Below are 21,578 nucleotides of genomic sequence, written 5' to 3'. Positions count from 1 at the left end.
GGGCATGAGCGACCTGACCCCGATGGGCGGCACCACCCTGCAGCGGATCACCGTTTCCGAGATGGACAACAACGTCTACCTGCTCACCGCACCGAGCGGTGAGCAGCTGCTCGTCGACGCGGCCGACGACGCCGGCGCCATCCTCGCCATGCTCGGCGAGGGCGGGCTGCGGACCGTCGTCACCACCCACGGGCACTGGGACCACCACCGCGCGCTGCCCGCCGTCGTCGCGGCGACGGGGGCGCGGACCGCCGCTGGCCGCGCGGACGCGGCGGACCTGCCCGTCCCGATCGACCTGCTCCTCGAGCACGGGGACCGGCTCGCGGTCGACGACGCGGGCACGGTCGTCCTCGACGTCGTCGCGCTGCGTGGCCACACCCCCGGGTCCGTCGCCCTGGTGCTCACCGAGCCCGCCGACGCGCCCCGGCCCGGGCGCGTCCACCTCCTCACCGGGGACAGCCTCTTCCCCGGCGGGGTCGGCAGGACCCGCTCCCCCGAGGACTTCGACAGCCTCCTCAGCGACGTCGAGGAGCGGCTCTTCGCCGTCTACCCCGACGACACGGTGGTGTGGCCGGGCCACGGGCGGCCGACGACGCTCGGCGCCGAGCGTCCGCACCTCGCGGAGTGGCGCGAGCGCGGCTGGTAGCACGCGGCCCGGGCCACCCCCTGCGGGGTGCCCGGGCCGGCGGGTGTCCGGTCAGCTGCCGACCTGGTCGGCCTCTCGGGCGTCCTTGCGGTTCTTGGCGATGCTCGCGAGCACCGTGATCGTCAGGACACCGACGATCCACAGCAGCGAGACGACGATGCCGGGCTCGGGGACGGCGTGCCACTCCTCGCCGCCGTTGATGAAGGGCAGCTCGTTCGTGTGGAGCGCGTGGACGATGAGCTTGAGGCCGATGAAGCCGAGGATCGCCGCGAGGCCGTAGTGGAGGTAGACGAGCTTCTCGAGCAGGCCGTCGATGAGGAAGTAGAGCTGGCGCAGGCCGAGCAGCGAGAAGGCGTTGGCCGCGAAGACGAGGTAGGGCTCGCGGGTGAGGCCGAAGATCGCGGGGATGGAGTCGACGGCGAAGAGGATGTCGGCGCTGCCGATCGCGAGGATCGCGAGGAGCATCGGGGTGATCATGCGCTTGCCGTCGACCTTGGCGACGAGCTTGCCGCCGACATAGTCGTCGGTCACCGGGAAGAAGCGGCGCACGAGCCGCACGAAGCCGTTCTCCTCGTACTCCTCGTCCTCCGAGACCGTCTCGACGCCCTGCCGGGCCTGCGAGATGGCGGTCCACACGAGGAAGGCGCCGAAGATGTAGAAGATCCAGGAGAAGTTGTCGATGGCGGCCGCGCCCAGGGCGATGAACACACCGCGCAGGACGATGGCGATGATGATGCCGGCGAGCAGGACCTCCTGCTGGTAGTTCCGTGGTACCCGGAACGCGGCGATGATGATGACGAAGACGAAGAGGTTGTCGACCGACAGGCTCTTCTCGGTGATGTAGCCGGCGAAGTACTCACCGCCGTACACCGGGCCCCAGACGAACCAGACGACGACGCCGAAGACGAGAGCCATCGCGACGTAGGCGACCGACCACCAGGCGGCCTCGCGCAGGGAGGGGGCGTGCGGGGTCTTGACGTGGCCGACGATGTCGACGGTGATCATCGTGAGGATGATGCCGATGAGGGCGATCCAGGCAATGGCATGGACGTCCACTGTGCCTCCGGTACGTAGGTGTCGAGGTACCGGAGGTCTCTTCCGCGCTCCGAGCAGCGGTGGGTCCGCCGTCGTGCGCCGGTGGCACCGAGCGGGCACTGACCCGCTGTGATGACGACACCACCGTTGGGGAATACTCCCCTCCGCCGCGCCACCCTACGACATGTCGGGCACCCCGGCACCCAGCCGCCCGGTGAGTGGCGTCACTGGGCGGCCTGCATCTGGCGCAGCTCCTTCTTGAGGTCGCCGATCTCGTCACGCAGCCGGGCGGCCAGCTCGAACTGCAGCTCCTCGGCGGCGCCGCGCATCTGCTCGTCGAGCTGCTGGATGAGCTCGGCGAGGTCGCTGGCGGCGGCGGTGCCGAGCCGGTTGCGCAGGGCGGACCCGGTGGCCTGCTTCTCCTTGGCGCTGGGGCCCTTTCCGGCCTTGCGGTAGCCGCCCTCGAGGAGCTCGGCGGTGTCGACGGCCTCGCGGGCGAGCATGTCGGTGACGTCCGCGATCCGCTTGCGCAGCGGGGTCGGGTCGATGCCGTGCTCCTCGTTGTACGCGATCTGCTTCTCGCGGCGCCGGTTCGTCTCCTCGATGGCCTCGGCCATCGCCGCGGTGACGGAGTCGGCGTACATGTGCACCTCGCCGGAGACGTTGCGGGCGGCGCGCCCGATCGTCTGGATGAGGGAGGTCGCCGAGCGGAGGAAGCCCTGCTTGTCCGCGTCGAGGATCGCGACGAGGGACACCTCGGGCAGGTCGAGACCCTCGCGGAGGAGGTTGATGCCGACGAGGACGTCGACGGTCCCGACCCGCAGCTCGCGCAGGAGCTCGACGCGGCGCAGGGTGTCGACCTCGGAGTGGAGGTACTGCACCTTGACGCCCCGCTCGAGGAGGTAGTCGGTGAGGTCCTCGGCCATCTTCTTCGTCAGCGTGGTGACAAGGACGCGCTCGTCGCGCTCGGTGCGCTCCCGGATCTCCCCGAGGAGGTCGTCGATCTGGCCCTGGGTGGGCTTGACGACGACCTTCGGGTCGACCAGGCCGGTGGGCCGGATGATCTGCTCGACGACGCCGTCGGACTGGGACAGCTCGTAGGCGCCGGGGGTGGCGGACAGGTAGACGGTCTGCCCGATGCGCTCGAGGAACTCCTCCCAGCGCAGCGGCCGGTTGTCCATGGCGCTGGGCAGCCGAAAGCCGTGCTCGACGAGCGTGCGCTTGCGCGACATGTCGCCCTCGTACATCGCGCCGATCTGCGGGACGGTCACGTGCGACTCGTCGATGACGAGGAGGAAGTCCTCGGGGAAGTAGTCGAGCAGCGTGTGCGGGGCGGTGCCCGGACCACGGCCGTCGATGTGCCGCGAGTAGTTCTCGATCCCGGAGCAGCTGCCGATCTGGCGCATCATCTCGATGTCGTAGGTGGTGCGCATGCGCAGCCGCTGGGCCTCGAGGAGCTTGCCCTGGGACTCCAGCTCCTCGAGCCGCTCCGCCAGCTCCTGCTCGATGGTGGCGATGGCGCGCTCCATGCGCTCCGGGCCGGCGACGTAGTGGCTGGCCGGGAAGAGGTGGATCGACTCCTCGCGGCGCACGACGTCCCCGGTGAGGGGGTGGAGGGTGTAGAGCGCGTCGATCTCGTCGCCGAACATCTCGATGCGGATCGCGAGCTCCTCGTACACGGGGATGATCTCGATCGTGTCCCCCCGCACGCGGAAGGTGCCGCGGGTGAAGGCGAGGTCGTTGCGCGTGTACTGCATCTGGACGAAGCGCCGCAGGAGGTCGTCGCGCTCGATCTGGTCGCCGACCTTGAGCTGGACCATGCGGTCGACGTACTCCTGGGGCGTGCCCAGGCCGTAGATGCAGGAGACGGAGGCGACGACGACGACGTCCCTGCGGGTGAGGAGGTTGTTGGTGGCCGAGTGGCGCAGCCGCTCGACCTCGTCGTTGATCGAGGAGTCCTTCTCGATGAAGGTGTCCGTGCTCGGCACGTACGCCTCGGGCTGGTAGTAGTCGTAGTAGGAGACGAAGTACTCGACGGCGTTGTTGGGCAGCAGCTCGCGGAACTCGGTGGCGAGCTGGGCGGCGAGGGTCTTGTTCGGCGCCATGACGAGGGTGGGGCGCTGCACCTGCTCGATGAGCCACGCCGTCGTCGCCGACTTGCCGGTACCGGTGGCGCCGAGGAGGACGATGTCCTTCTCCCCCGCCCTCAGACGTTCGGTGAGCTCGGCGATGGCCGCCGGCTGGTCACCTGAGGGGGTGTACTCCGAGACGACCTCGATGGGCGCGACGGACCGCTGCAGGTCGGTGACAGGACGCATGGCACAACGGTACGTCGGGGCACCGACATCGGTGGGGCGACTTCGCGAGGGGCGGACGCCGCGCGGCTACCGGCGACGGGCGGCGGGGAGGAGCCGCTCGTGCCACAGCTCGCGGACCTGCGCGAGGAGCGCGTCCGGGCTGCCGGAGTTGTCGAGCCACACGTCGGCGACGGCGCGGCGCTCGGCGTCGGTGGCCTGCGCGCCGATGCGGGCCAGCGCGTCCTCCCGGGACATCCCGCGCTCCCTGACCAGGCGCTCGAGGCGCACGTCCTCGTCGGCACCGACGACGGCGACGAGGTCGTAGCGGTCGGCGAGTCCGCGCTCGACGATGAGCGGGACGTCGTGGACGACGACGGTTCCCGCGGGCAGCTGCGCCACCCGGCGAGCGGTCTCAGCGGCGATGAGCGGGTGGGTGATCTCCTCGAGACGGGCGCGCGCGGCGGGGTCGGCGAAGACGATGCGGCCGAGCGCCGCCCGGTCGAGCCCACCCTCCGGGGTGAGGACACCGTCGCCGAACTCCGCGACGACCGCGGCCAGCCCGGGGGTGCCGGGCGCGACGACCTCGCGGGCGATCGCGTCTGCGTCGACGACGACGGCGCCGAGCCGCTCGAGCTCGCGCGCGACGGTCGACTTGCCGGCACCGATCCCGCCGGTGAGGCCCAGGCGCAGCACCTCAGTCCTCCCTGCCGCCGGGCACGACGTCGTCGACCGGGTCGGCGAGCACCGTGTCGAGGACGATGCCGAGCGCGGTGACGACGTCGGCGACGGCGACGACGTCCGCCGGCGGGACGTGGACGAAGCCGGCGGGGACGCCGTCGGGGACCGCCGCCAGCGCCGCGTACATGACGGCGTTGCACACGTAGCTGCCCGCGGACAGGGACAGCTCGGCCGGCAGGTCGACGGCGCGCAGCGCCGCGAGGGCGGCCTTGACCGGCAGCGTCGTGAGCCGGGCGAGGGGCTCGCCGGCCAGGACGGGGACGTCGACCGGCTGGGCGCCGTCGACGTCCGGGATGCGCGCGTCGGCAAGGTTGAGTGCCACCCGCTCGAGGGAGATGCGGTCCCGCCCGGCGGCGAGGCCGACCCCGATCACGACGGCGGGACGGTGCTCGGCGACGAGCGCCGCCAGCCGCTCGGTGGCCCGGGCGAAGGAGACGGGCAGCGTCTCGGTGACGAGGGTGACGCCGTCGGGCGCCGGCCACTCCTGGGCGAGGGCGTCGACGGCGAGGGCGGAGGGGTTGTCCGCATGGTCGGCGAACGGGCCGAAGCCCGTGACGAGGACGGTAGGCACCGGCCGAGCCTAACGCGGCCGGAAAGGCCAGCGGCCCGCCACCCTCTCGGGTGACGGGCCGCTGGTCAGCTCGGGTCAGTTACCGGTGAGCTTCTCACGCAGTGCTGCCAGCGCCTCGTCGGAGGCGAGGGTGCCCGCCGCCTCGACCGGGGCCGAGGTGTAGGACGTCGCCGCACCGGCGCTGCTGGAGGAGCTGCTGCTGCTGCTCGTGGTGGTCGACGCCTCGACGTCGGCCTCCATCGCGGCGGCAACCTGCTGCTTGTGCGCCTCCCAGCGGGCGTGGGCCTCGGCGTACTGCGCCTCCCAGGCCTCGCGCTGAGCGTCGTAGCCCTCGAGCCACTCGTTGGTCTCCGGGTCGAAGCCCTCGGGGTACTTGTAGTTCCCCTGCTCGTCGTACTCCGCCGCCATGCCGTACAGCGAGGGGTCGAAGTCGTCGCTGCTCGGGTCGACGCCCTCGTTGGCCTGCTTGAGCGACAGCGAGATCCGGCGACGCTCGAGGTCGATGTCGATGACCTTGACGAAGACCTCGTCACCGACCTTCGCGACCTGCTCGGGCACCTCGACGTGGCGCACGGCCAGCTCGGAGATGTGGACGAGGCCCTCGATGCCGTCCTCGACGCGCACGAACGCACCGAAGGGGACGAGCTTGGTGACCTTGCCGGGCACGACCTGGCCGATGGCGTGCGTGCGGGCGAAGGCCTGCCACGGGTCCTCCTGCGTCGCCTTGAGCGACAGGGAGACACGCTCGCGGTCCATGTCGACGTCGAGAACCTCGACGGTGACCTCCTGGCCGACCTCGACGATCTCGCTCGGGTGGTCGATGTGCTTCCAGGACAGCTCGGAGACGTGGACGAGACCGTCGACGCCGCCGAGGTCGACGAACGCACCGAAGTTGACGATCGAGGACACGACGCCGGAACGGACCTGGCCCTTCTGCAGGGTCTGCAGGAAGGTGGAGCGGACCTCGGACTGGGTCTGCTCGAGCCACGCGCGGCGCGAGAGCACGACGTTGTTGCGGTTCTTGTCGAGCTCGATGATCTTCGCCTCGAGCTCCTTGCCCACGTAGGGCTGCAGGTCGCGCACGCGGCGCATCTCGACGAGCGAGGCGGGGAGGAAGCCACGCAGGCCGATGTCGAGGATGAGGCCACCCTTGACGACCTCGATGACGGTGCCGGTGACGACGCCGTCCTCCTCCTTGATCTTCTCGATCGTGCCCCAGGCCCGCTCGTACTGCGCGCGCTTCTTGGACAGGAGAAGACGACCCTCCTTGTCCTCCTTCTGGAGGACGAGAGCCTCGATCTGGTCACCGACGGAGACGACCTCGTCGGGGTCGACGTCGTGCTTGATCGACAGCTCGCGGGAGAGGATGACGCCCTCGGTCTTGTAACCGATGTCGAGGAGAACCTCGTCCCGGTCGACCTTGACGACGGTGCCCTCGACGATGTCGCCATCGTTGAAGTACTTGATGGTCTCGTCGATAGCGGCGAGGAGCTCCTCGGCCGACCCGATGTCGTTGATGGCGACCTGCGGGGCAGTCGGCTGAGTGGGCGTAGTGATGGTCATTGAGTTACGGACTCCGATGCGGACAGGGAATAGTGCGGATATGGGTTGTCGGCTCGCACGCCGCGACCCACCACACGCCCAGCGGAGCTCGTCCACCAAGGTGTCGCCAGCCGCGAGCACACGTCACCGGCAGCAATCCTACTCGCCGCGAGGGGTGCGGACAAGAATCGCTCAGGCCAGGGTGTTGGCCACCCGGATGAGCTCGGCCGGCACGCGCTTCGCCCTGCCCGCCACCTCCTCGAGCGGCACGAGGACGACCTCCTCGCCGCGGAGGGCCGTCATGACGTTCGTACGGCCCTGCTGGAGCGCGTCGACCGCCGCGACGCCGAAGCGTGAGCCGAGGATGCGGTCCGAGGGTAGCGGGGTGCCGCCGCGCTGGACGTGACCGAGGACCGTGACGCGGGTGTCGAAGCCGGTGCGCAGGGCGATCTCCTCGGCGACCCGCTCGCTCACGGCGCCCGAGACGATCTCCCCGAACTGCCCGTACTTCGTCTCCCACTCCATCGAGCTGCCCTCGGCGGGGACGGCACCCTCGGCGACGACGACGATCGAGAAGGAGGCGTGGGCGCGGTGCCGGTGCTTGAGGAAGCGGGTGATCCTGTCGATGTCGAAGGGCTCCTCGGGCGTGAGGACCACCTCGGCGCCGCCGGCGATCCCGGCCTGGACGGCGATCCAGCCCGCGGAGCGGCCCATGAGCTCGATGACCATGACGCGGTTGTGGCTCTCCGCCGTCGTGTGGATCCGGTCGATCGCCTCGGTGGCGATGTGGACGGCGGTGTCGAAGCCGATCGAGCGGTCCGTGCCCGCGACGTCGTTGTCGATCGTCTTGGGGATCGCGACGATCTTGATGCCCGTCTCGGCGACCTTGCTCGCGGCGTGGAGGGTGCCGTCACCGCCGATGCAGATGAGCGCCTCGATCCGCTCGGCCTCGAGGGTGGCGCGCACCGCGTCGAGGCCGCCGTCCGCGGAGTGCGGGTGGTAGCGCGCGGTGCCGAGCAGGGTGCCACCGGTGTCGAGCACGCCGCGGATGTCCTCGCGGGTCAGGGGCATGACGTCCCCCTCGGCCACGCCCTTCCAGCCGTTGCGGAACCCGATGATCGAGTGCCCGTACTCCCCCAGGCCGTGCTTGACGACCGCCCGGATCGCGGCGTTGAGGCCGGGGCAGTCTCCTCCGCCGGTGAGCAGACCGATTCGCACGTGGGGGCTCCTAGCTTCGGGGGTGGCGCACAGCGCCGGGGACCGCAGCCAGCCTATCGACGTCGGCGGCAGCCTCCCGCCGCCGAAGGTCCCGCGCCCCGCCGCTCAGGGACGGTGGGTGACGAAGATGGCGGTGCCGGGGACGTAGCGTCCACGGTGCGGGCCCCAGCCGCCCCAGACCTGCCGGTTGTCCTCCTGCCACTCCGGCTCGACGACGTCGTCGAGGACGAGGCCGGCCGAGGTCACCTCCCGGACGTGGTCCCCCATCGTCCGGTGGTACTCGGCGTAGAGGGGTGCGCCGTCGTCGTCGGTCTCGACGTAGGGGGTGCGGTCGAAGTACGAGCGCAGCACCCGCATGCCGCCCGACGTGGGGTCGTCGGGGAAGACCCACCGCACCGGGTGGACGACGGCGAAGACCCAGCGCCCACCCGGCCGCAGCACGCGGGCCACCTCCGAGTGGACGCGGGCGGCGTCGGGCACGAAGGCGATCGCACCGAAGGAGGTGAAGGCGAGGTCGACGCTCGCGTCGGCCAGGGGCAGGGCACGAGCGTCGGCGACGACGGCGGGCACGCGCCGTCCGGTGCGCCGGTCGAGCTCGGCCGACTGGGCGACCATGCCGGGGGCGATGTCCGTGGCGAGCACCTGCGCGCCGCGGCCGGCCAGCCAGCGCGAGCACTGGGCCGCGCCCGCTCCCACCTCGAGGACCCGGAGACCGGTCACGTCGCCGAGGAGGCCGGCGTCCTCCTCCCGCAGCCCCTCGGGGCACCAGCGGAAGTCCGCGTCCCCGAGGAAGTCGCCGTGCTCGCCGATGTACTCGGCCGCGTTCTCGCTCCACCAGCGGCCGTTGGCACGCGCCGCCGCGACGGAGTCGACCTCCCAGAATCCGACACCACTCATGCCCCCATCATCCCCGTCGGGAGCGCCCGCCGGCCGGACGGGGCCTGAGAATCCGACTGTCGGCGATAAGTGTGCTGTCGGCGACACGTGTGCTGTCGGCGGTCAGTGGGCGGCTTCGTGCCAGGAGCGGCCGTGGCCGACCGAGACGTCGAGGGGCACCTCGAGCTGCGCGGCGCCGGCCATCCGTTCGCGGACGAGGGTCTCGACGGCCTCCTCCTCCCCCGGTGCGACCTCGAGGACGAGCTCGTCGTGGACCTGGAGCAGGAGGCGCGAGCGCAGGCCGGCGGTGTCAAGACCGCGCTCGACCTCGACCATGGCGACCTTGATGATGTCGGCCGCGCTGCCCTGGATGGGCGCGTTGAGCGCCATCCGTTCGGCCATGTCGCGGCGCTGGCGGTTGTCGCTCGTGAGGTCGGGCAGGTAGCGGCGCCGGCCCATGATCGTCTGGGTGTAGCCGGTGCGGCGCGCCTCGTCGACGACGCCGGCGAGGTAGTCGCGCACCCCGCCGAAGCGCTCGAAGTAGTCGTCCATGAGGGTGCGTGCCTCGGAGACCTCGATGCGCAGCTGGCGGGAGAGCCCGAAGGCCGACAGACCGTAGGCCAGGCCGTAGCTCATCGCCTTGATCTTCGCGCGCATGGCGCTCGTCACCTGGTCGGTGGGCACCTCGAAGACGCGCGAGCCGACGTAGGAGTGGAGGTCCTCGCCGCTGCGGAAGGCCTCGATGAGCCCCGGGTCCCCCGACAGGTGCGCCATGATGCGCATCTCGATCTGGGAGTAGTCGGCGGTGAGCAGCGAGGCGTAGCCCTCGCCAACGACGAAGCCGCGACGGATGCGCTGCCCCTCCTCGGTCCGCACCGGGATGTTCTGGAGGTTCGGGTCGGTGGAGCTGAGCCGGCCGGTGGCGGCGATGGTCTGGTGGAAGGTCGTGTGGATGCGGCCGTCCGAGGCGACCGAGCGCAGCAGGCCCTCGACCGTCTGCCGCAGCCGGATCGCGTCACGGTGCGCGAGCAGGTGGGCGAGGAAGGGGTGCTCGGTCTTGACGAAGAGGTCCGCCAGGGCGTCGGCGTCCGTGGTGTAGCCCGTCTTCGTCTTCTTCGTCTTCGGCATCTCCAGCTCGGTGAAGAGCACCTCCTGGAGCTGCTTCGGGGAGGAGAGGTTGACCTCGTGGCCGATGACGGCGTACGCGGCGGAGGCGGCGTCGTCGACGGCGGCGCCGAAACGGGACTCGAGCTCGCGCAGGTACTCGAGGTCGGCGGCGATCCCGGCCCGTTCCATCCGGGCCAGCGCACCGAGCACCGGCAGCTCGAGGTCGGCGAGGAGGTGCCCGGCGCCGCGGTCCTCGAGCTCGCCCTGCAGCACCTCGGTGAGGTCACGGACGGCGACGGCGCGCACCCCCGCCTGGCGGCCGGCGTCGCCGTCGTCGAGGGCAAGCATGCCCTGGCCGGAGGCGTCCTCCTCGGCGGCGAGCTCGCGGCGCAGGTGGCGCAGGGTGAGGTCGGCCAGGTCGTAGCGGCGCTGGTCGGGGCGGCACAGGTAGGCGGCGACGGCGGTGTCGAAGGCGATGCCCTCGAGGGCGAGGCCGCGGCCGGACAGCGCGTGGGCGGCCGCCTTCGCGTCGTGGAGGGTCTTCCGAGCGGCAGGGTCGGCGAGCCAGGCGGCGAGGACGGCCTCGTCCTCGGGCGTGACCGAGGTGAGGTCGAGGGTGACGGCAGTGGCGGCGTCGTCGGCGATCGCCAGCGCCCACGCGTCCCCGGTGCCCTGCGCGGCGGTGCCGGTGACCTCGAGGCCGAGCAGCTGTCCGCGGCGCGGCTCGAGCCACCCCGCGAGCTCCCCCGGCCCGAGGCCGGTGACGGACACGTCGACGCTCTGGTCGGCCGCGGGCGCCGCCTCCGCCGGGAGGCTGGCGAAGAGCCGCTCACGCAAGACGGCGAACTCGAGCGCGTCGAAGACGGAGTGGACGGCCTCCCGGTCGACCGGCCGGCGGCCGAGGTCGTCGACCTTGAACGGCAGCTCGACGTCGGTGAGCAGCCGGTTGAGCTTGCGGTTGAGGGCCACCTGCTCGAGGTTGTCCCGCAGCGACTGGCCGGCCTTGCCGCCGACCTCCTCGGCGCGCGCGAGGATCCCCTCGAGGCCGTCGTAGGCGGCGATCCACTTGGCCGCCGTCTTCGGGCCCACGCCGGGCACACCCGGCAGGTTGTCGCTGGTCTCGCCGACGAGCGCGGCGAGGTCCGGGTAGCGCTCCGGGCTGACGCCGTACTTGTCGAGGATGGCCTGGGGCGTCATCCGCGCGAGCGAGGAGACGCCCTTGACCGGGTATAGGACCGTGACGTCCTCGCGCACGAGCTGGAAGGAGTCGCGGTCACCCGAGCAGACGAGCACGTCGAGGCCCGCGGCGGCGCCCTGGGTGGCGAGCGTGGCGAGAATGTCGTCCGCCTCGAAGCCCTCCTTCGTGAGGTGCGGGATTCCCATGGCGTCGAGCACCTCGACGATGAGGTCGACCTGGCCGCGGAAGGGCTCGGGGGTCTGGTCGCGGGTGGCCTTGTACTCGCTGTACTGCTCGGTGCGGAAGGTCGTGCGCCCGGCGTCGAAGGCGACGGCGACGTGCGTGGGCTCCTCCCCCGCGAGCAGGTTGATCAGCATCGACGTGAAGCCGAAGACGGCGTTGGTCGGCTGACCGGTGGTGGTCGAGAAGTTCTCCACGGGCAGCGCGTAGAAGGCGCGGAAGGCCATGGAGTGGCCGTCGACGAGGAGGAGGCGGGGGCGGTCGGTGCTCGTGCTCACGCCCCCAACCCTAGGTGGCGCCACCGACAGCGCGCTCCACCGCCGGGCCACCCGTGGCACCCTGAGGCGCATGACCGGCACCGACCCGCAGCTCCTCGCCCGCCTCCAGGACTCCGTGGGAGGGGTGGGCACGCTGACCGAGCGGCTCGGCATCGAGTTCCTCACCGCGAGCCCCGAGCACGTCTCCGCGCGCATGCCCGTGGAGGGCAACACGCAGGTCGTCGGTCTGCTCCACGGCGGCGCCTCGGCCGCCCTGGCGGAGACCGTCGCCTCCGTCGCGGCCACGCTCCACGCCGGCGAGGGGCGCGGCGCCGTCGGCGTCGACCTCAACGCCACCCACCACCGCGCGGTGAGCGAGGGCTGGGTCACCGCCGTCGCCACCCCGCTGCACCGCGGGGGGCGGCTGGCGACCTACGAGGTCGCCGTGGACGACGAGAACGGGCGGCGCGTGTGCACCGCCCGTCTCACGTGCATGCTCGTCGACCGCCCGTAGGCGGCCGACCGACTACTTGGCGCCGACCTGGTCGATGACGGCGTCGGCAACCTCACGCATGGTGAGGCGACGGTCCATCGAGGTCTTCTGGATCCAGCGGAAGGCCTCGGGCTCGGTCAGGCCCATCTTCGTCATGAGGAGGCCCTTGGCGCGGTCGACGCGCTTGCGGGTCTCGAAGCGCTCGTTGAGGTCGGCGATCTCCGACTCGAGGGAGCTGATCTCCTGGAAGCGCGAGATGGCGATCTCGAGCGCGGGCAGGAGGTCCGCCGTCGTGAAGGGCTTGACGACGTAGGCCATCGCCCCGGCGTCGCGGGCCCGCTCGACGAGCTCGGCCTGGGAGAAGGCGGTGAGCATGACGACGGCGCAGGTGCGGTCGGCCATGATCTTCTCGGCCGCGGAGATGCCGTCCATGCCGGGCATCTTGACGTCCATGACGACGACGTCGGGCTCGAGCTCGGTGACGAGTCGCACGGCGGTCTCGCCGTCCGGCGCCTCGCCGACGACGTCGAAGCCGGCCTCCTTCAGCGTCTCGACGATGTCGAGACGGATGAGGGTCTCGTCCTCGGCGACGACGACGCGGCGGGCGTCGCCCTCGGGGGCCTTCGGCACGTCCTCGCGGACGGGCAGGACGATGTCATCGGCGGTGGCAGCCTCGACCGGGCCGGCTTCGTTGTTCTCACTCACGGCGACAAGCCTACTCGCCCGGGGGCCCGTCCGGCCCGGCGCCACCCCCGTCGCGGACGTGATCTTCGGGGCATTTCGCCCGGCGGAGGTCCCGGACCCGGGTTGGGCCGTGGCAGACGCCGCCGCTAGGGTGGTGGCGCGCTCGCCCCGGTAGCCCAATCGGCAGAGGCGGTTGACTCAAAATCAGCACAGTGCGGGTTCGAGTCCCGCCCGGGGCACCGAGCGCGGCTCAGACCTTCCCCTTGAGCAGCCGGTGGTAGTAGACGACGGGCTCGACGTAGCGGTCGAAGAACCACAGCGCCCGGCGCGGGACGGTGAGGTCGACCGCGCTGATGCTCGGCGTCGGGGTGCCGTGGCGGTCGAACTCGGCGAGCGACAGCCGGCGGCGGTCCACGGTGACGGGGATGACCGTGTAGCCGTCGTAGCGCCGCGGCTCCCTCCCCTTGCGGGCCGCCTGGATGTTGTCCGCGAGGATCTCCACCTGCCGGCGCAGCGCCCCGCCGGAGGGACGGGTGCCGGTGTCCGCGACGTCGCCGAGCGCCCACACCCGGGGGACCGTGCGGTGCGCGAGGGTCTCGGGGTCGACGTCGACGAGTCCCGCCGGGTGGTCCCCCGCGAAGGGGCGCACCCACTCCGGTGCCCGGTAGCGCGGGACCACCGACGCCCAGCGGACGTCCTCGAGCTCGCGGGTGCCGTTGTCGCTGTCGATCGTCAGGGATCGGCCCCTGGCGTCGACCGCGGCGACGGTGGCCCGGTGGTGCACGGTGAGGCCGAAGCGCTCGAGGGCCGGCGCGAGGTGCCGGTCGAGGAAGGGCAGGTCGAGGACGGCGTCGTAGGGGGTGACGAGGTGGACGTCGACGCGGTCGAGCACGCCGCGCTCCCGCCAGTGGTCGCAGGCGAGGAGGAGCGGCTTGAGCGCCGTCCCGCCGGCCGGTGCCGGCTCGGGCGGGACCGTGAACACGACCCGGCCGCCGTCAGTGGCGCGGATCGCGTCCCAGGTCTCCTCGACGGTCTGGCGCAGGTAGGAGGTGCGCGCCCACCCGAGGTCGATCGCCTCCCCCAGTCCCGGCGTCGCCGCGATGTCGGGCTCCATGCCCGGAGCGAGCACGAGGTCGGTGTAGCCCACCCGCTCGCCGTCGTCGGTGGTCACCTCGCGCGCCGCCGTGTCTACGGACACGGCCAGGCCGCGCACCCACGTGCAGCCGTCGGGGACGACGCTGCTCATCGGCCGGGTCAGCCGCTCGAAGGGCGCCTGGCCGCCCGCGACGAAGTTGAGCAGGGGCCGGTAGAGGTGGTCCGTGTCGGGTGCGACGACGCACACGTCCGGGCAGCCGAGCCGGCGCAGCCGCGCGGCCAGGGAGATCCCGGCGTTCCCGCCTCCGACGACGACGACGTCGTGCCGCCTGACCATCCCGTCTCCTCCCGTCGGGGTGCGCTGGACGGGGGCCGCGACGAACGCGGCCCCCGTCCAGCGGACTACTCGCGGTGCAGCTTGTCCTGGACCGTCCCGGCGATCTTCTCGACGCGATTGGGCACGTCCGTGGTGCCGTAGAGCCGCGCGTCGGGGCGGGTGGGCGGCGGCATGGGGGCCGACGTCGTCGGACCGTCGTGGTACGTGTGCTCGCCCTTGCCGTCGAGCGACGGGCCCGAGGCCCAGCTGCCCTCCTTGGCCTGCTGGCCGTCAGAGAAGTTGAGGTACTGGTACGAGACCTCGGTGTGCTCCTTCTTCTGCGGGAAGTTGCTCGGCGTGGGCAGCTCCTCCAGGCCGTCGGCCTTGAGCTCCTCGACCGCCCGCAGCCACTGGTTCTGGTGCATGGTGTCGCGCGCCAGGAGGAAGGCGAGCATGTCCCGCACGCCGGAGTCGTCGGTCATGTGGTAAAGCCGGGCGACCTGGATCCGGCCCTGCATCTCGGCGTTCGCGTTGGCCGTGAAGTCGGCCAGGAGGTTGCCGCTCGCGGTGATGTAGGAACCCTGCCAGGGGTTGCCCATCGAGTCGACCGGACGCGCGCCCGCACCCGAGACGATGGCGTGCTGGACGTCGGTCCCACCGATGACGGCGGCGACGGTGGGGTCGGACTGGACCGCCTCGTCGGTGATCCCGAGGGGCGACTTCTCGAGGAGCTGGGCGATCATGACGGCGAGCATCTCGACGTGGCCGAACTCCTCGGCGCCGATGCCGAACACGAGGTCGCGGTACTTGCCGGGGATGTGCATGTTCCAGCCCTGGAACGCGTACTGCATGGCGACGCTGATCTCGCCGTACTGGCCGCCGAGCACCTCCTGGAGCTTGCGGGCGTAGACGGCGTCCGGCTTGTCGGGAGTGGCCTTGAACTGCAGCTCTTGCTTGTGGAAGAACATCGTGCCTCCTCGTGGGTCGCCCGGTCGGCTGTGTGGGCCGGGTCGTGGACCCCGCCCACTATCACGCGGCGGTCACGACCCCGCACTCCGACGGGAGCGCCAGTGTGACGCCGGGGACCACTGCCGGGAGCGGACGTAGGCGGGGTCGCGCACCAGCCGCACCCAGGGGTACTGCGTGACGCCCGCCGGCAGGTGGCGGACCGGGTCGAAGCGGATCGGGGGGTCCGGGTCCGGGTGGCGGGGCTGGGCTGCGGCGACGAGCCGGCCCACGGGTTCCCACGGTCCTGTTCCGCGAGCGGCGCTCAGCAGCCACGTGCGGGCCCCGGCGGCCGCAGCGGCCGGGGTCAGGCGCAGCTGGAGCGGACCGGCGGCGGTACGGACCGGCAGGAGCGTCGTCATCGCCCGGCGCTCGGTACGGCGCGGCAGCAGGACGAAGCGGGTGACCCGCCCGACGCCGGTGGTGCTGAGGAGGAGGTCGACGGTCGGGTCCTCCAGGCGTATCGCGAGGCCCTGCACGTCCGGCAGGGGCGGGGGCAGTCCGGCTCCCCGGGAGGCGCGCACGACGCACCGGTACTCACCGGGCTCGTCGAGCAGCGGCACCCGCCACGCCCGTTCGGCACCCCAGACCGTGAGCGTCGCGTCGTGGACCGTGCCGCGCGGGTGGAGCGGTTTGCCGCGCCGGACCCGGCCCACCGCACCGAGGGCGACGCCGAGGACCTGCCCGCCGGCCGCCGCGACGGCGCGCAGCGCGGAGGCGGGCGCGAAGCGTGTTGACGTACGTGCCATCGGCCCAGCATCGGCGGCCGGGCCGTCCGCCGCACGCCCGGAGGAGCTGAAGGACGCACCGCGGACGGCCCGGGTGTGGAAGCATTCGCCGTGATGGACGTGAGAGACCGGATCAGCGCGGCCACTGCCCGGGCCGCCTCGCGGATGGGCCGGGAGCCGGACACCCAGACGCGGTGGGCGGCGCGCGCCCGCCTGCTCCTCTACGTCGCCGTCACCTGCCTCCTCGCGTGGGAGCTGTACATCAGCGAGGTCGACGACCTGCCGACGAGCCTGACGATCGTCCAGGTCGCCGCCGTCCTGGTCCTCTACGGCCTGGGGCGCTGGCCGGTCGTGGCCGCGGCGATCTCACTCCCGCTCGCCGTCGCCGACATGCTCATCGGCTTCCACCCCTTCTCCGTGACGACCGTCGCGTCCTTTGTCGTTGCCGGTGTGCTCATCGCCGTGCGTCCACGGCCCATCGGCTACGCGTACGTCGTCGCCGTCATCGCGGCGCTGACCACGGTGCAGCGCACCGAGCAGCCACTCGCCGACCTCGCCACCTGGGTAACCGTCTTCCTCGTGCCGTGCGTCGTCGGCGAGGGCGCTCGTTTCATGTCGACGTCCGTGGACCGGATCCGCCGCAGCTCCGCCGCGCAGCTCACGCGCCAGCGGCGCGACCTCGCCCGCGAGCTGCACGACACCTCCATCCACGACATCACCTCGATGATCATGGCCCTGGAGCGTGCCAAGCTCTCGGGGATCAAGGATCCCAAGGTGGTCGAGGAGATCGACCACGCCATCGCCGTCGGGCGCCAGTCCGTCGTGAGCATGCGGGGCGTGCTCAAGATCCTCCGCGCGGAGGACGGCAGCAGCCGCCGGCCCGGGGCGGAGCCCGTTCCAGCCCCTGTCGCTGTTGCCGCTCCCACCCTCCAGCGCGCGCTCGACGACGCCCGCGTCTCCCTCGAGCGCGCCGGGCACACTCTCCAGGTGCACGTCGAGGACCGGGTGGACTCACCACTGCCGGTCTCCGTGCGCACGGCGCTCGTGCGCGTCATCCAGGAGTGCACCGCCAACATGGCGAAGTACGCCCGCCCGGGCGCGCCGTGCACGGTGATGATCGAGCGCACCGAGGTCGAGACCCGGGCCCTCTTCCTCAACGACGCCCGCGACGGGACCACCGAGGACGGCGCCCTCAGCTCCGGCGTCGGCCTCATCGGCGTGCGCGAGCGCGTCGAGGCGGTCGGCGGCAGCCTCCTCGTACGTCATCATGATGGGAGATGGATCATCCAGGCCTCCATCCCGACGATCGGCTCGACGAGTGAAGGACAGGTAGAGCGTGCCGCACAGCACTGAGGCCAGCGAGGGCCCCACCGACAACGCCACGATCCGCGTGCTGCTCGTGGACGACGACCCCATGGTCCTCACCACGCTCCAGAGCTACATCGCGACGGCGGACGACATCGACGTCGTCGACACCGCGGAGGACGGCTCGCAGGTACGCGACCTCGTGCGCCGGCACGACCCCGACCTCGTCATCATGGACATCCAGATGCCGACGATGACGGGGATCGAGGCGACGGTCCAGCTGCGCAAGGAGTTCCCGCAGCTGCGCATCGTCCTCCTCACGACCTTCGACGAGGACGAGTTCCTCCTCGAGGCGCTCGATGCCGGGGCGGCGGGCTTCCTGCTGAAGAACACGAGCCCCCAGGACCTCGTCCAGGCCATCCGGCGGGCCCACAGCGGCAACCGGGTCGTCTCCCCCGGCCCCACCGACCGGCTCATCGACAACTACCTCCTGCGCACGCCGAGCTCGTCGGACGCCTCCGACATCGGGCTCTCGAGCCGCGAGCAGGAGGTTCTCGAGCTGCTGTGCCGCGGGCGCTCCAACGGCCAGATCGCCGAGGAGCTCTTCGTCGCCGAGACCACCGTCAAGACGCATGTCTCGTCAATCATGCGAAAGATGGGGGTCAGCTCCCGGCTCGAGATCGTCGTCTACGCCTACGAACGCCGCCTGGTCCGCTAATCGGCACCTGACCACAAATCGTCCCGACGGAGGAACGTCTTCCGACTTTAGAAGGATGACGCCCCTGTCCCGCGGTCGGGACGATGTGGTCGACCCTCCACACCCTTCTCACCCGAATGAGGATCTGATGAAGCGCACCATCGCCCGTACCGCCGCCGTCGCCCTGGCGGTCGTCGGCCTGTCCATGGCGCCGGCGGCCGCGTCGGTCCCCGGCAGCCACGAGCTGCCCGGCACGTCCGGCGGCACCGTCACGCGCCCCGTGGTCTCGAACCCGGGCGGTGGCGAGATCACCCCGCAGGCCTCCTTCTGCCAGGCCATCCCGTGGTGGCTCTTCTGCCGCATCTGAGCAGCGTGAGGTGATCGCGGGGCCGGCGGCCCCGCGATCACGGTCCGCTCAGCCCGCCGGTGGCGGCACTCTGGCCACCAGCGGGGACCACGCGATCCGCGCCGTCGGCGCGGTCTCCTGTTCCGCACTCCCGCTCGCAGCGGCAGGCCGTTCTCCCAGTTCGACGACGAGCCGGACGAGGGTCGTGACGACGATGACGACGACGACCGGTGGCGCAGCCACGAGGACGAGCGCACACGCCGCCAGCAGGCCACCCAGGCTGCGCAGCCGCAGTCGGACGGCTCCCCCGTGCTCCTCGACGCTCGTGACGACGAGCGAGGCGAGCAGCCCGCCGAGGGCGACACCGCCCGCGGCCAGCGCCAGCGACGGCACCGTGAGCTGCCCGGCCAGTTTCAGCACGCCCAGGGCGAGGAGCACGACCCCGAGGACGACGAGCGGCACGACGACGGCCGGACTCCCGAAGGAGCGGACCCCCGCCCACATGAGCCACTGCCGCACCGGGCCCGCCCCGGTCTCCCGGAGGGTGGCACAGAAGAGCTCGTCCGCCTCGCGCCGCACCCGACGCGCGTGCGGGGCGGTGGGAGCTGCGCGCGCGGCGGCGTAGTGCAGGTCGTGGAGGACGGCCGGGAGGGTCTGGCGGCCGTAGCTCGCGATGACGCCCCACAGCGGTGCCGGGACGGAGGCGAGGTCGGTGACGAAGCCGGCCGGCACGACGTGCTGGACGGCTGCCCGTGACCACGTGCGGCCGGCGGGGTCGCGCCCGTCCGGAGGCAGGCGCGTGTGCCCGAACTCGTCGAGCACCTCGAAGAGCACCTGCGTCCGGCGGCGCTCGGGCAGCTGACGCAGGTCCACGGTGGCGCACGGACGCCAGCGGCCCTCGGTCTCCCTGATGAACGGCATGTCGCCTCCCCCTGGTCCCGAGGCTAGGCGCGGGTACCGACATCCGCAGTGACGTGCGTCGCTACACTCCCGAGCGTGAACCTCTTCGAGTTCATCGGCGACTACTGGTGGCTGGTGTTCCCCGTGGGCGCCATCTTCGGCAGCTCCGTCGGCGCGGCCGCCAAGAACCTCCGGAAGTGGGACGAGCGGCGCCGGCGCGACCGGCTCGAGCTCGCGCGCATCAAGTACGGTGCCACGGCCGCCGCAGCCGAGCAGGCCACCGCCACCCGCACGGCGGTCGAGCGCGCCCTCGCCCGCCACGACGCCGTCAACGCCCGGTGGCTGCGCTACGAGCTCGACATCGCCGCGCTCATCGACTACCCGCTCATCACCGACATGCGCGAGCCCCTCACCGTCGACTTCCACCGCGCGCGCCGCGACGCGGACGCGGCCCGCCCGGACGACCCGGACCAGCTCCTCCGGGAACCTGCGGACCTCGCCGCGTACCAGGAGGCGGTACGACGCTACGAGACCGCCTTCGACCGGGCCGAACAGGAGGCCCGCCGGCGGCGCAGCTCGGACTTCTCCCCGGCGGAGCAACAGGCACTCGCCCGGGCCAAGCGCTTTCTCGCGCTGGCCGAGGACCCCGGCGCCGGACGGCACGAGCGGCAGTCCGCCTACCGGCGCGCCACCAGGGAGCTCGAGGGGCTGGTCGTCCTCCCGACCGCCGCGACCGACGCCATCGAGCAGCGCATCGCCGGCGAGCTCGACGCGCCACCGCCGGCCTGACCACCCGCCCGGGAGGCGGGACGAGTCAGCCCCGCCGGGAGGACCCGGCGGGGCTGACTGCGTGCGTGCGTGGGGTCAGCTGGAGCTGGGCAGCTCGCCGACCTTGTGGACGCGGATGGAGTTCGTGCTGCCGACCTGGCCGGGGGGCATGCCCGCGACGATGACGATGCGGTCGCCGTCCTCGGCGAGGCCCGAGCTGGTGAGGACCTTGTCGACCTGCGCCACCATCTCGTCGGTGTGCGCGACCTCGGGCACCTCGTAGGTCTGCACGCCCCAGCTCATCGCCAGCGTGTTGCGCGTGGCGGCGAGGGGGGTGAAGGCGAGGAGCGGGGTCGAGGAGCGCAGTCGCGACATGCGGCGCGCGGAGTCACCCGACTGGGTGAAGGTGACGAGGTACTTCACGCCGAGGAGCTCGCCGATCTCGGCGGCCGCCTTGGTGATGACGCCACCGCGGGTGTGCGGGGTGGTGCCGAGCGGCGCGATGCGCTCGCGGCCGTCCTCCTCGGTGTGCTCGACGATGCGGGCCATCGTGCGGACCGCCTCGATCGGGAACTGGCCGACCGAGGTCTCGCCGGAGAGCATGACCGCGTCGGCGCCGTCGAGGATGGCGTTGGCGCAGTCGGAGACCTCCGCGCGGGTGGGGCGCGGGTTGGTGATCATCGAGTCGAGGACCTGGGTGGCGACGATGACCGGCTTGGCGTTGCGGCGAGCGAGCTCGACGGCGCGCTTCTGGACGATCGGCACCTCCTCGAGCGGCAGCTCGACGCCGAGGTCACCGCGGGCGACCATGATGCCGTCGAAGGCGTCGACGATCTCGACGAGGTTCTCCACGGCCTGCGGCTTCTCGATCTTGGCGATGACCGGGACGCGACGACCCTCCTCGTCCATGATCGCGTGGACGTCGTCGATGTCCGCGGCGAAGCGGACGAAGGACAGGGCGATGAAGTCGGCGCCCAGGCGCAGGCCCCAGCGCAGGTCCTCCTTGTCCTTCTCGGACAGGGCGGGCACGCTCACGGCGACGCCCGGGAGGTTGAGGCCCTTGTTGTTGGAGACGGGGCCGGGGACCTCGACGCGGGTGATGACGCGGGGGCCGTCGACCTCGAGGATCCGCACGGCCACGCGGCCGTCGTCGATGAGGATGCGGTCACCGGGGGTGCAGTCTCCCGGCAGGCCGGCGTACGTCGTCGACGCGATCTCCGCGGTGCCGGGGACGTCCTCGGTGGTGATGGTGAAGGTCTGGCCCTCGGTGAGCTCGACCTCCCCCTCGACGAACCGCCCGAGGCGGATCTTGGGGCCCTGGAGGTCGACGAGGACGGCCACCGCGCGGCCGGAGGCCTGGGCGGCCTCACGCACGCGGTGGTAGACGACCTCGTGCTCGGCAGCGGAGCCGTGGCTTCGGTTGATCCGGGCCACGTCCATGCCGGCATCGACGAGCGCCTGGATCTGGTCGGCCGACTCTGTCGCCGGGCCAAGGGTGCACACGATCTTTGCTCTACGCATGGTGCTCAGCCTATCG

General features: G+C 71.8%; 20 protein-coding genes and 1 tRNA gene. 7 read left to right on the top strand and 14 right to left on the bottom strand.

What is annotated here, in order from left to right; genetic code table 11:
* The first annotated feature begins 4 nt into the window (after window positions 1–4).
* Window positions 5–646, top strand: a complete 642-nt coding sequence (locus AA0005_RS09685) for an MBL fold metallo-hydrolase (protein ID WP_413449963.1) — start codon at window positions 5–7, stop codon at window positions 644–646.
* Between the two features lie 51 nt (window positions 647–697).
* On the opposite strand, the gene AA0005_RS09680 is transcribed toward AA0005_RS09685, so the two are convergent.
* The 8 genes from AA0005_RS09680 to polA form a co-directional block, all read right to left on the bottom strand.
* Window positions 698–1,702: a TerC family protein gene (locus tag AA0005_RS09680; protein ID WP_413449962.1), complete on the bottom strand. Its 1,005-nt coding sequence runs from the start codon at window positions 1,700–1,702 to the stop codon at window positions 698–700.
* Between the two features lie 203 nt (window positions 1,703–1,905).
* Window positions 1,906–3,999: an excinuclease ABC subunit UvrB gene (uvrB, locus tag AA0005_RS09675; RefSeq protein WP_413449961.1), complete on the bottom strand. Its 2,094-nt coding sequence runs from the start codon at window positions 3,997–3,999 to the stop codon at window positions 1,906–1,908.
* A 66-nt stretch (window positions 4,000–4,065) separates the two neighbouring features.
* On the bottom strand, window positions 4,066–4,671 hold the full coding sequence (coaE, locus tag AA0005_RS09670) for a dephospho-CoA kinase (protein WP_413449960.1): 606 nt from the start codon (window positions 4,669–4,671) through the stop codon (window positions 4,066–4,068).
* Between the two features lies 1 nt (window position 4,672).
* The gene (locus tag AA0005_RS09665) at window positions 4,673–5,287 is read right to left on the bottom strand and encodes a pyroglutamyl-peptidase I (protein ID WP_413449959.1); all 615 of its coding nucleotides are present in this window, start codon (window positions 5,285–5,287) and stop codon (window positions 4,673–4,675) included.
* A 75-nt stretch (window positions 5,288–5,362) separates the two neighbouring features.
* Window positions 5,363–6,850 (bottom strand): 30S ribosomal protein S1, encoded by a 1,488-nt coding sequence (gene rpsA, locus AA0005_RS09660; protein WP_413449958.1) that lies wholly within the window; start codon window positions 6,848–6,850, stop codon window positions 5,363–5,365.
* A gap of 171 nt (window positions 6,851–7,021) precedes the next feature.
* Window positions 7,022–8,047: a 6-phosphofructokinase gene (locus tag AA0005_RS09655; RefSeq protein ID WP_413449957.1), complete on the bottom strand. Its 1,026-nt coding sequence runs from the start codon at window positions 8,045–8,047 to the stop codon at window positions 7,022–7,024.
* A 105-nt stretch (window positions 8,048–8,152) separates the two neighbouring features.
* Window positions 8,153–8,944 carry a class I SAM-dependent methyltransferase gene (locus AA0005_RS09650; protein ID WP_413449956.1) on the bottom strand — a complete coding sequence of 264 codons (792 nt, stop codon included), beginning with the start codon at window positions 8,942–8,944 and terminating at the stop codon, window positions 8,153–8,155.
* Between the two features lie 102 nt (window positions 8,945–9,046).
* Window positions 9,047–11,674, bottom strand: a complete 2,628-nt coding sequence (gene polA, locus AA0005_RS09645; protein WP_413453083.1) for a DNA polymerase I — start codon at window positions 11,672–11,674, stop codon at window positions 9,047–9,049.
* A 121-nt stretch (window positions 11,675–11,795) separates the two neighbouring features.
* Between polA and AA0005_RS09640 the strand changes: the two genes are divergently transcribed.
* On the top strand, window positions 11,796–12,218 hold the full coding sequence (locus AA0005_RS09640) for a PaaI family thioesterase (protein WP_413449955.1): 423 nt from the start codon (window positions 11,796–11,798) through the stop codon (window positions 12,216–12,218).
* Between the two features lie 12 nt (window positions 12,219–12,230).
* Here AA0005_RS09640 and AA0005_RS09635 read toward each other — a convergent pair whose 3' ends face one another.
* Entirely contained in the window at window positions 12,231–12,851 is a 621-nt protein-coding gene (locus AA0005_RS09635; RefSeq protein WP_251303383.1) for an ANTAR domain-containing response regulator, read from the bottom strand.
* A gap of 195 nt (window positions 12,852–13,046) precedes the next feature.
* Here AA0005_RS09635 and AA0005_RS09630 point away from each other — a divergent pair.
* Window positions 13,047–13,120, top strand: a tRNA-Leu gene (locus AA0005_RS09630).
* Between the two features lie 11 nt (window positions 13,121–13,131).
* Here the strand turns inward: AA0005_RS09630 and AA0005_RS09625 are convergent.
* The 3 genes from AA0005_RS09625 to AA0005_RS09615 form a co-directional block, all read right to left on the bottom strand.
* Window positions 13,132–14,313 (bottom strand): NAD(P)/FAD-dependent oxidoreductase, encoded by a 1,182-nt coding sequence (locus AA0005_RS09625; protein WP_413449954.1) that lies wholly within the window; start codon window positions 14,311–14,313, stop codon window positions 13,132–13,134.
* A 65-nt stretch (window positions 14,314–14,378) separates the two neighbouring features.
* On the bottom strand, window positions 14,379–15,260 hold the full coding sequence (locus tag AA0005_RS09620) for a manganese catalase family protein (protein ID WP_413449953.1): 882 nt from the start codon (window positions 15,258–15,260) through the stop codon (window positions 14,379–14,381).
* 72 nt (window positions 15,261–15,332) lie between these two features.
* Entirely contained in the window at window positions 15,333–16,046 is a 714-nt protein-coding gene (locus tag AA0005_RS09615; RefSeq protein ID WP_413449952.1) for a hypothetical protein, read from the bottom strand.
* Window positions 16,047–16,139: 93 nt separating this feature from the next.
* Between AA0005_RS09615 and AA0005_RS09610 the strand changes: the two genes are divergently transcribed.
* From AA0005_RS09610 to AA0005_RS09600, 3 genes are all read left to right on the top strand, one after another.
* Window positions 16,140–17,378 carry a sensor histidine kinase gene (locus AA0005_RS09610; RefSeq protein ID WP_413449951.1) on the top strand — a complete coding sequence of 413 codons (1,239 nt, stop codon included), beginning with the start codon at window positions 16,140–16,142 and terminating at the stop codon, window positions 17,376–17,378.
* On the top strand, window positions 17,362–18,048 hold the full coding sequence (locus AA0005_RS09605; protein ID WP_413449950.1) for a response regulator: 687 nt from the start codon (window positions 17,362–17,364) through the stop codon (window positions 18,046–18,048). Before AA0005_RS09610 ends, AA0005_RS09605 begins: the two co-directional genes overlap by 17 nt.
* A gap of 127 nt (window positions 18,049–18,175) precedes the next feature.
* Entirely contained in the window at window positions 18,176–18,394 is a 219-nt protein-coding gene (locus AA0005_RS09600; RefSeq protein ID WP_413449949.1) for a hypothetical protein, read from the top strand.
* A 48-nt stretch (window positions 18,395–18,442) separates the two neighbouring features.
* Here the strand turns inward: AA0005_RS09600 and AA0005_RS09595 are convergent, their stop codons facing one another.
* Window positions 18,443–19,294, bottom strand: coding sequence for a DUF1353 domain-containing protein (locus AA0005_RS09595; protein WP_413449948.1), 852 nt, complete (start codon window positions 19,292–19,294; stop codon window positions 18,443–18,445).
* Window positions 19,295–19,369: 75 nt separating this feature from the next.
* On the opposite strand from AA0005_RS09595, the gene AA0005_RS09590 reads away from it, so the two are divergent.
* Window positions 19,370–20,062 carry a hypothetical protein gene (locus AA0005_RS09590; protein WP_413449947.1) on the top strand — a complete coding sequence of 231 codons (693 nt, stop codon included), beginning with the start codon at window positions 19,370–19,372 and terminating at the stop codon, window positions 20,060–20,062.
* A 75-nt stretch (window positions 20,063–20,137) separates the two neighbouring features.
* Here the strand turns inward: AA0005_RS09590 and pyk are convergent, their stop codons facing one another.
* Complete coding sequence (gene pyk, locus AA0005_RS09585; RefSeq protein ID WP_413449946.1) at window positions 20,138–21,562, bottom strand: pyruvate kinase; 1,425 nt, start codon at window positions 21,560–21,562, stop codon at window positions 20,138–20,140.
* Window positions 21,563–21,578: the final 16 nt, after the last annotated feature.

The organism is Georgenia phoenicis, assembly GCF_047302425.1.
GTDB lineage: Bacteria > Actinomycetota > Actinomycetes > Actinomycetales > Actinomycetaceae > Oceanitalea.
Note: the sequence above shows the minus strand (reverse complement) of the source record. Positions and strands in the feature narration are given on the sequence as shown.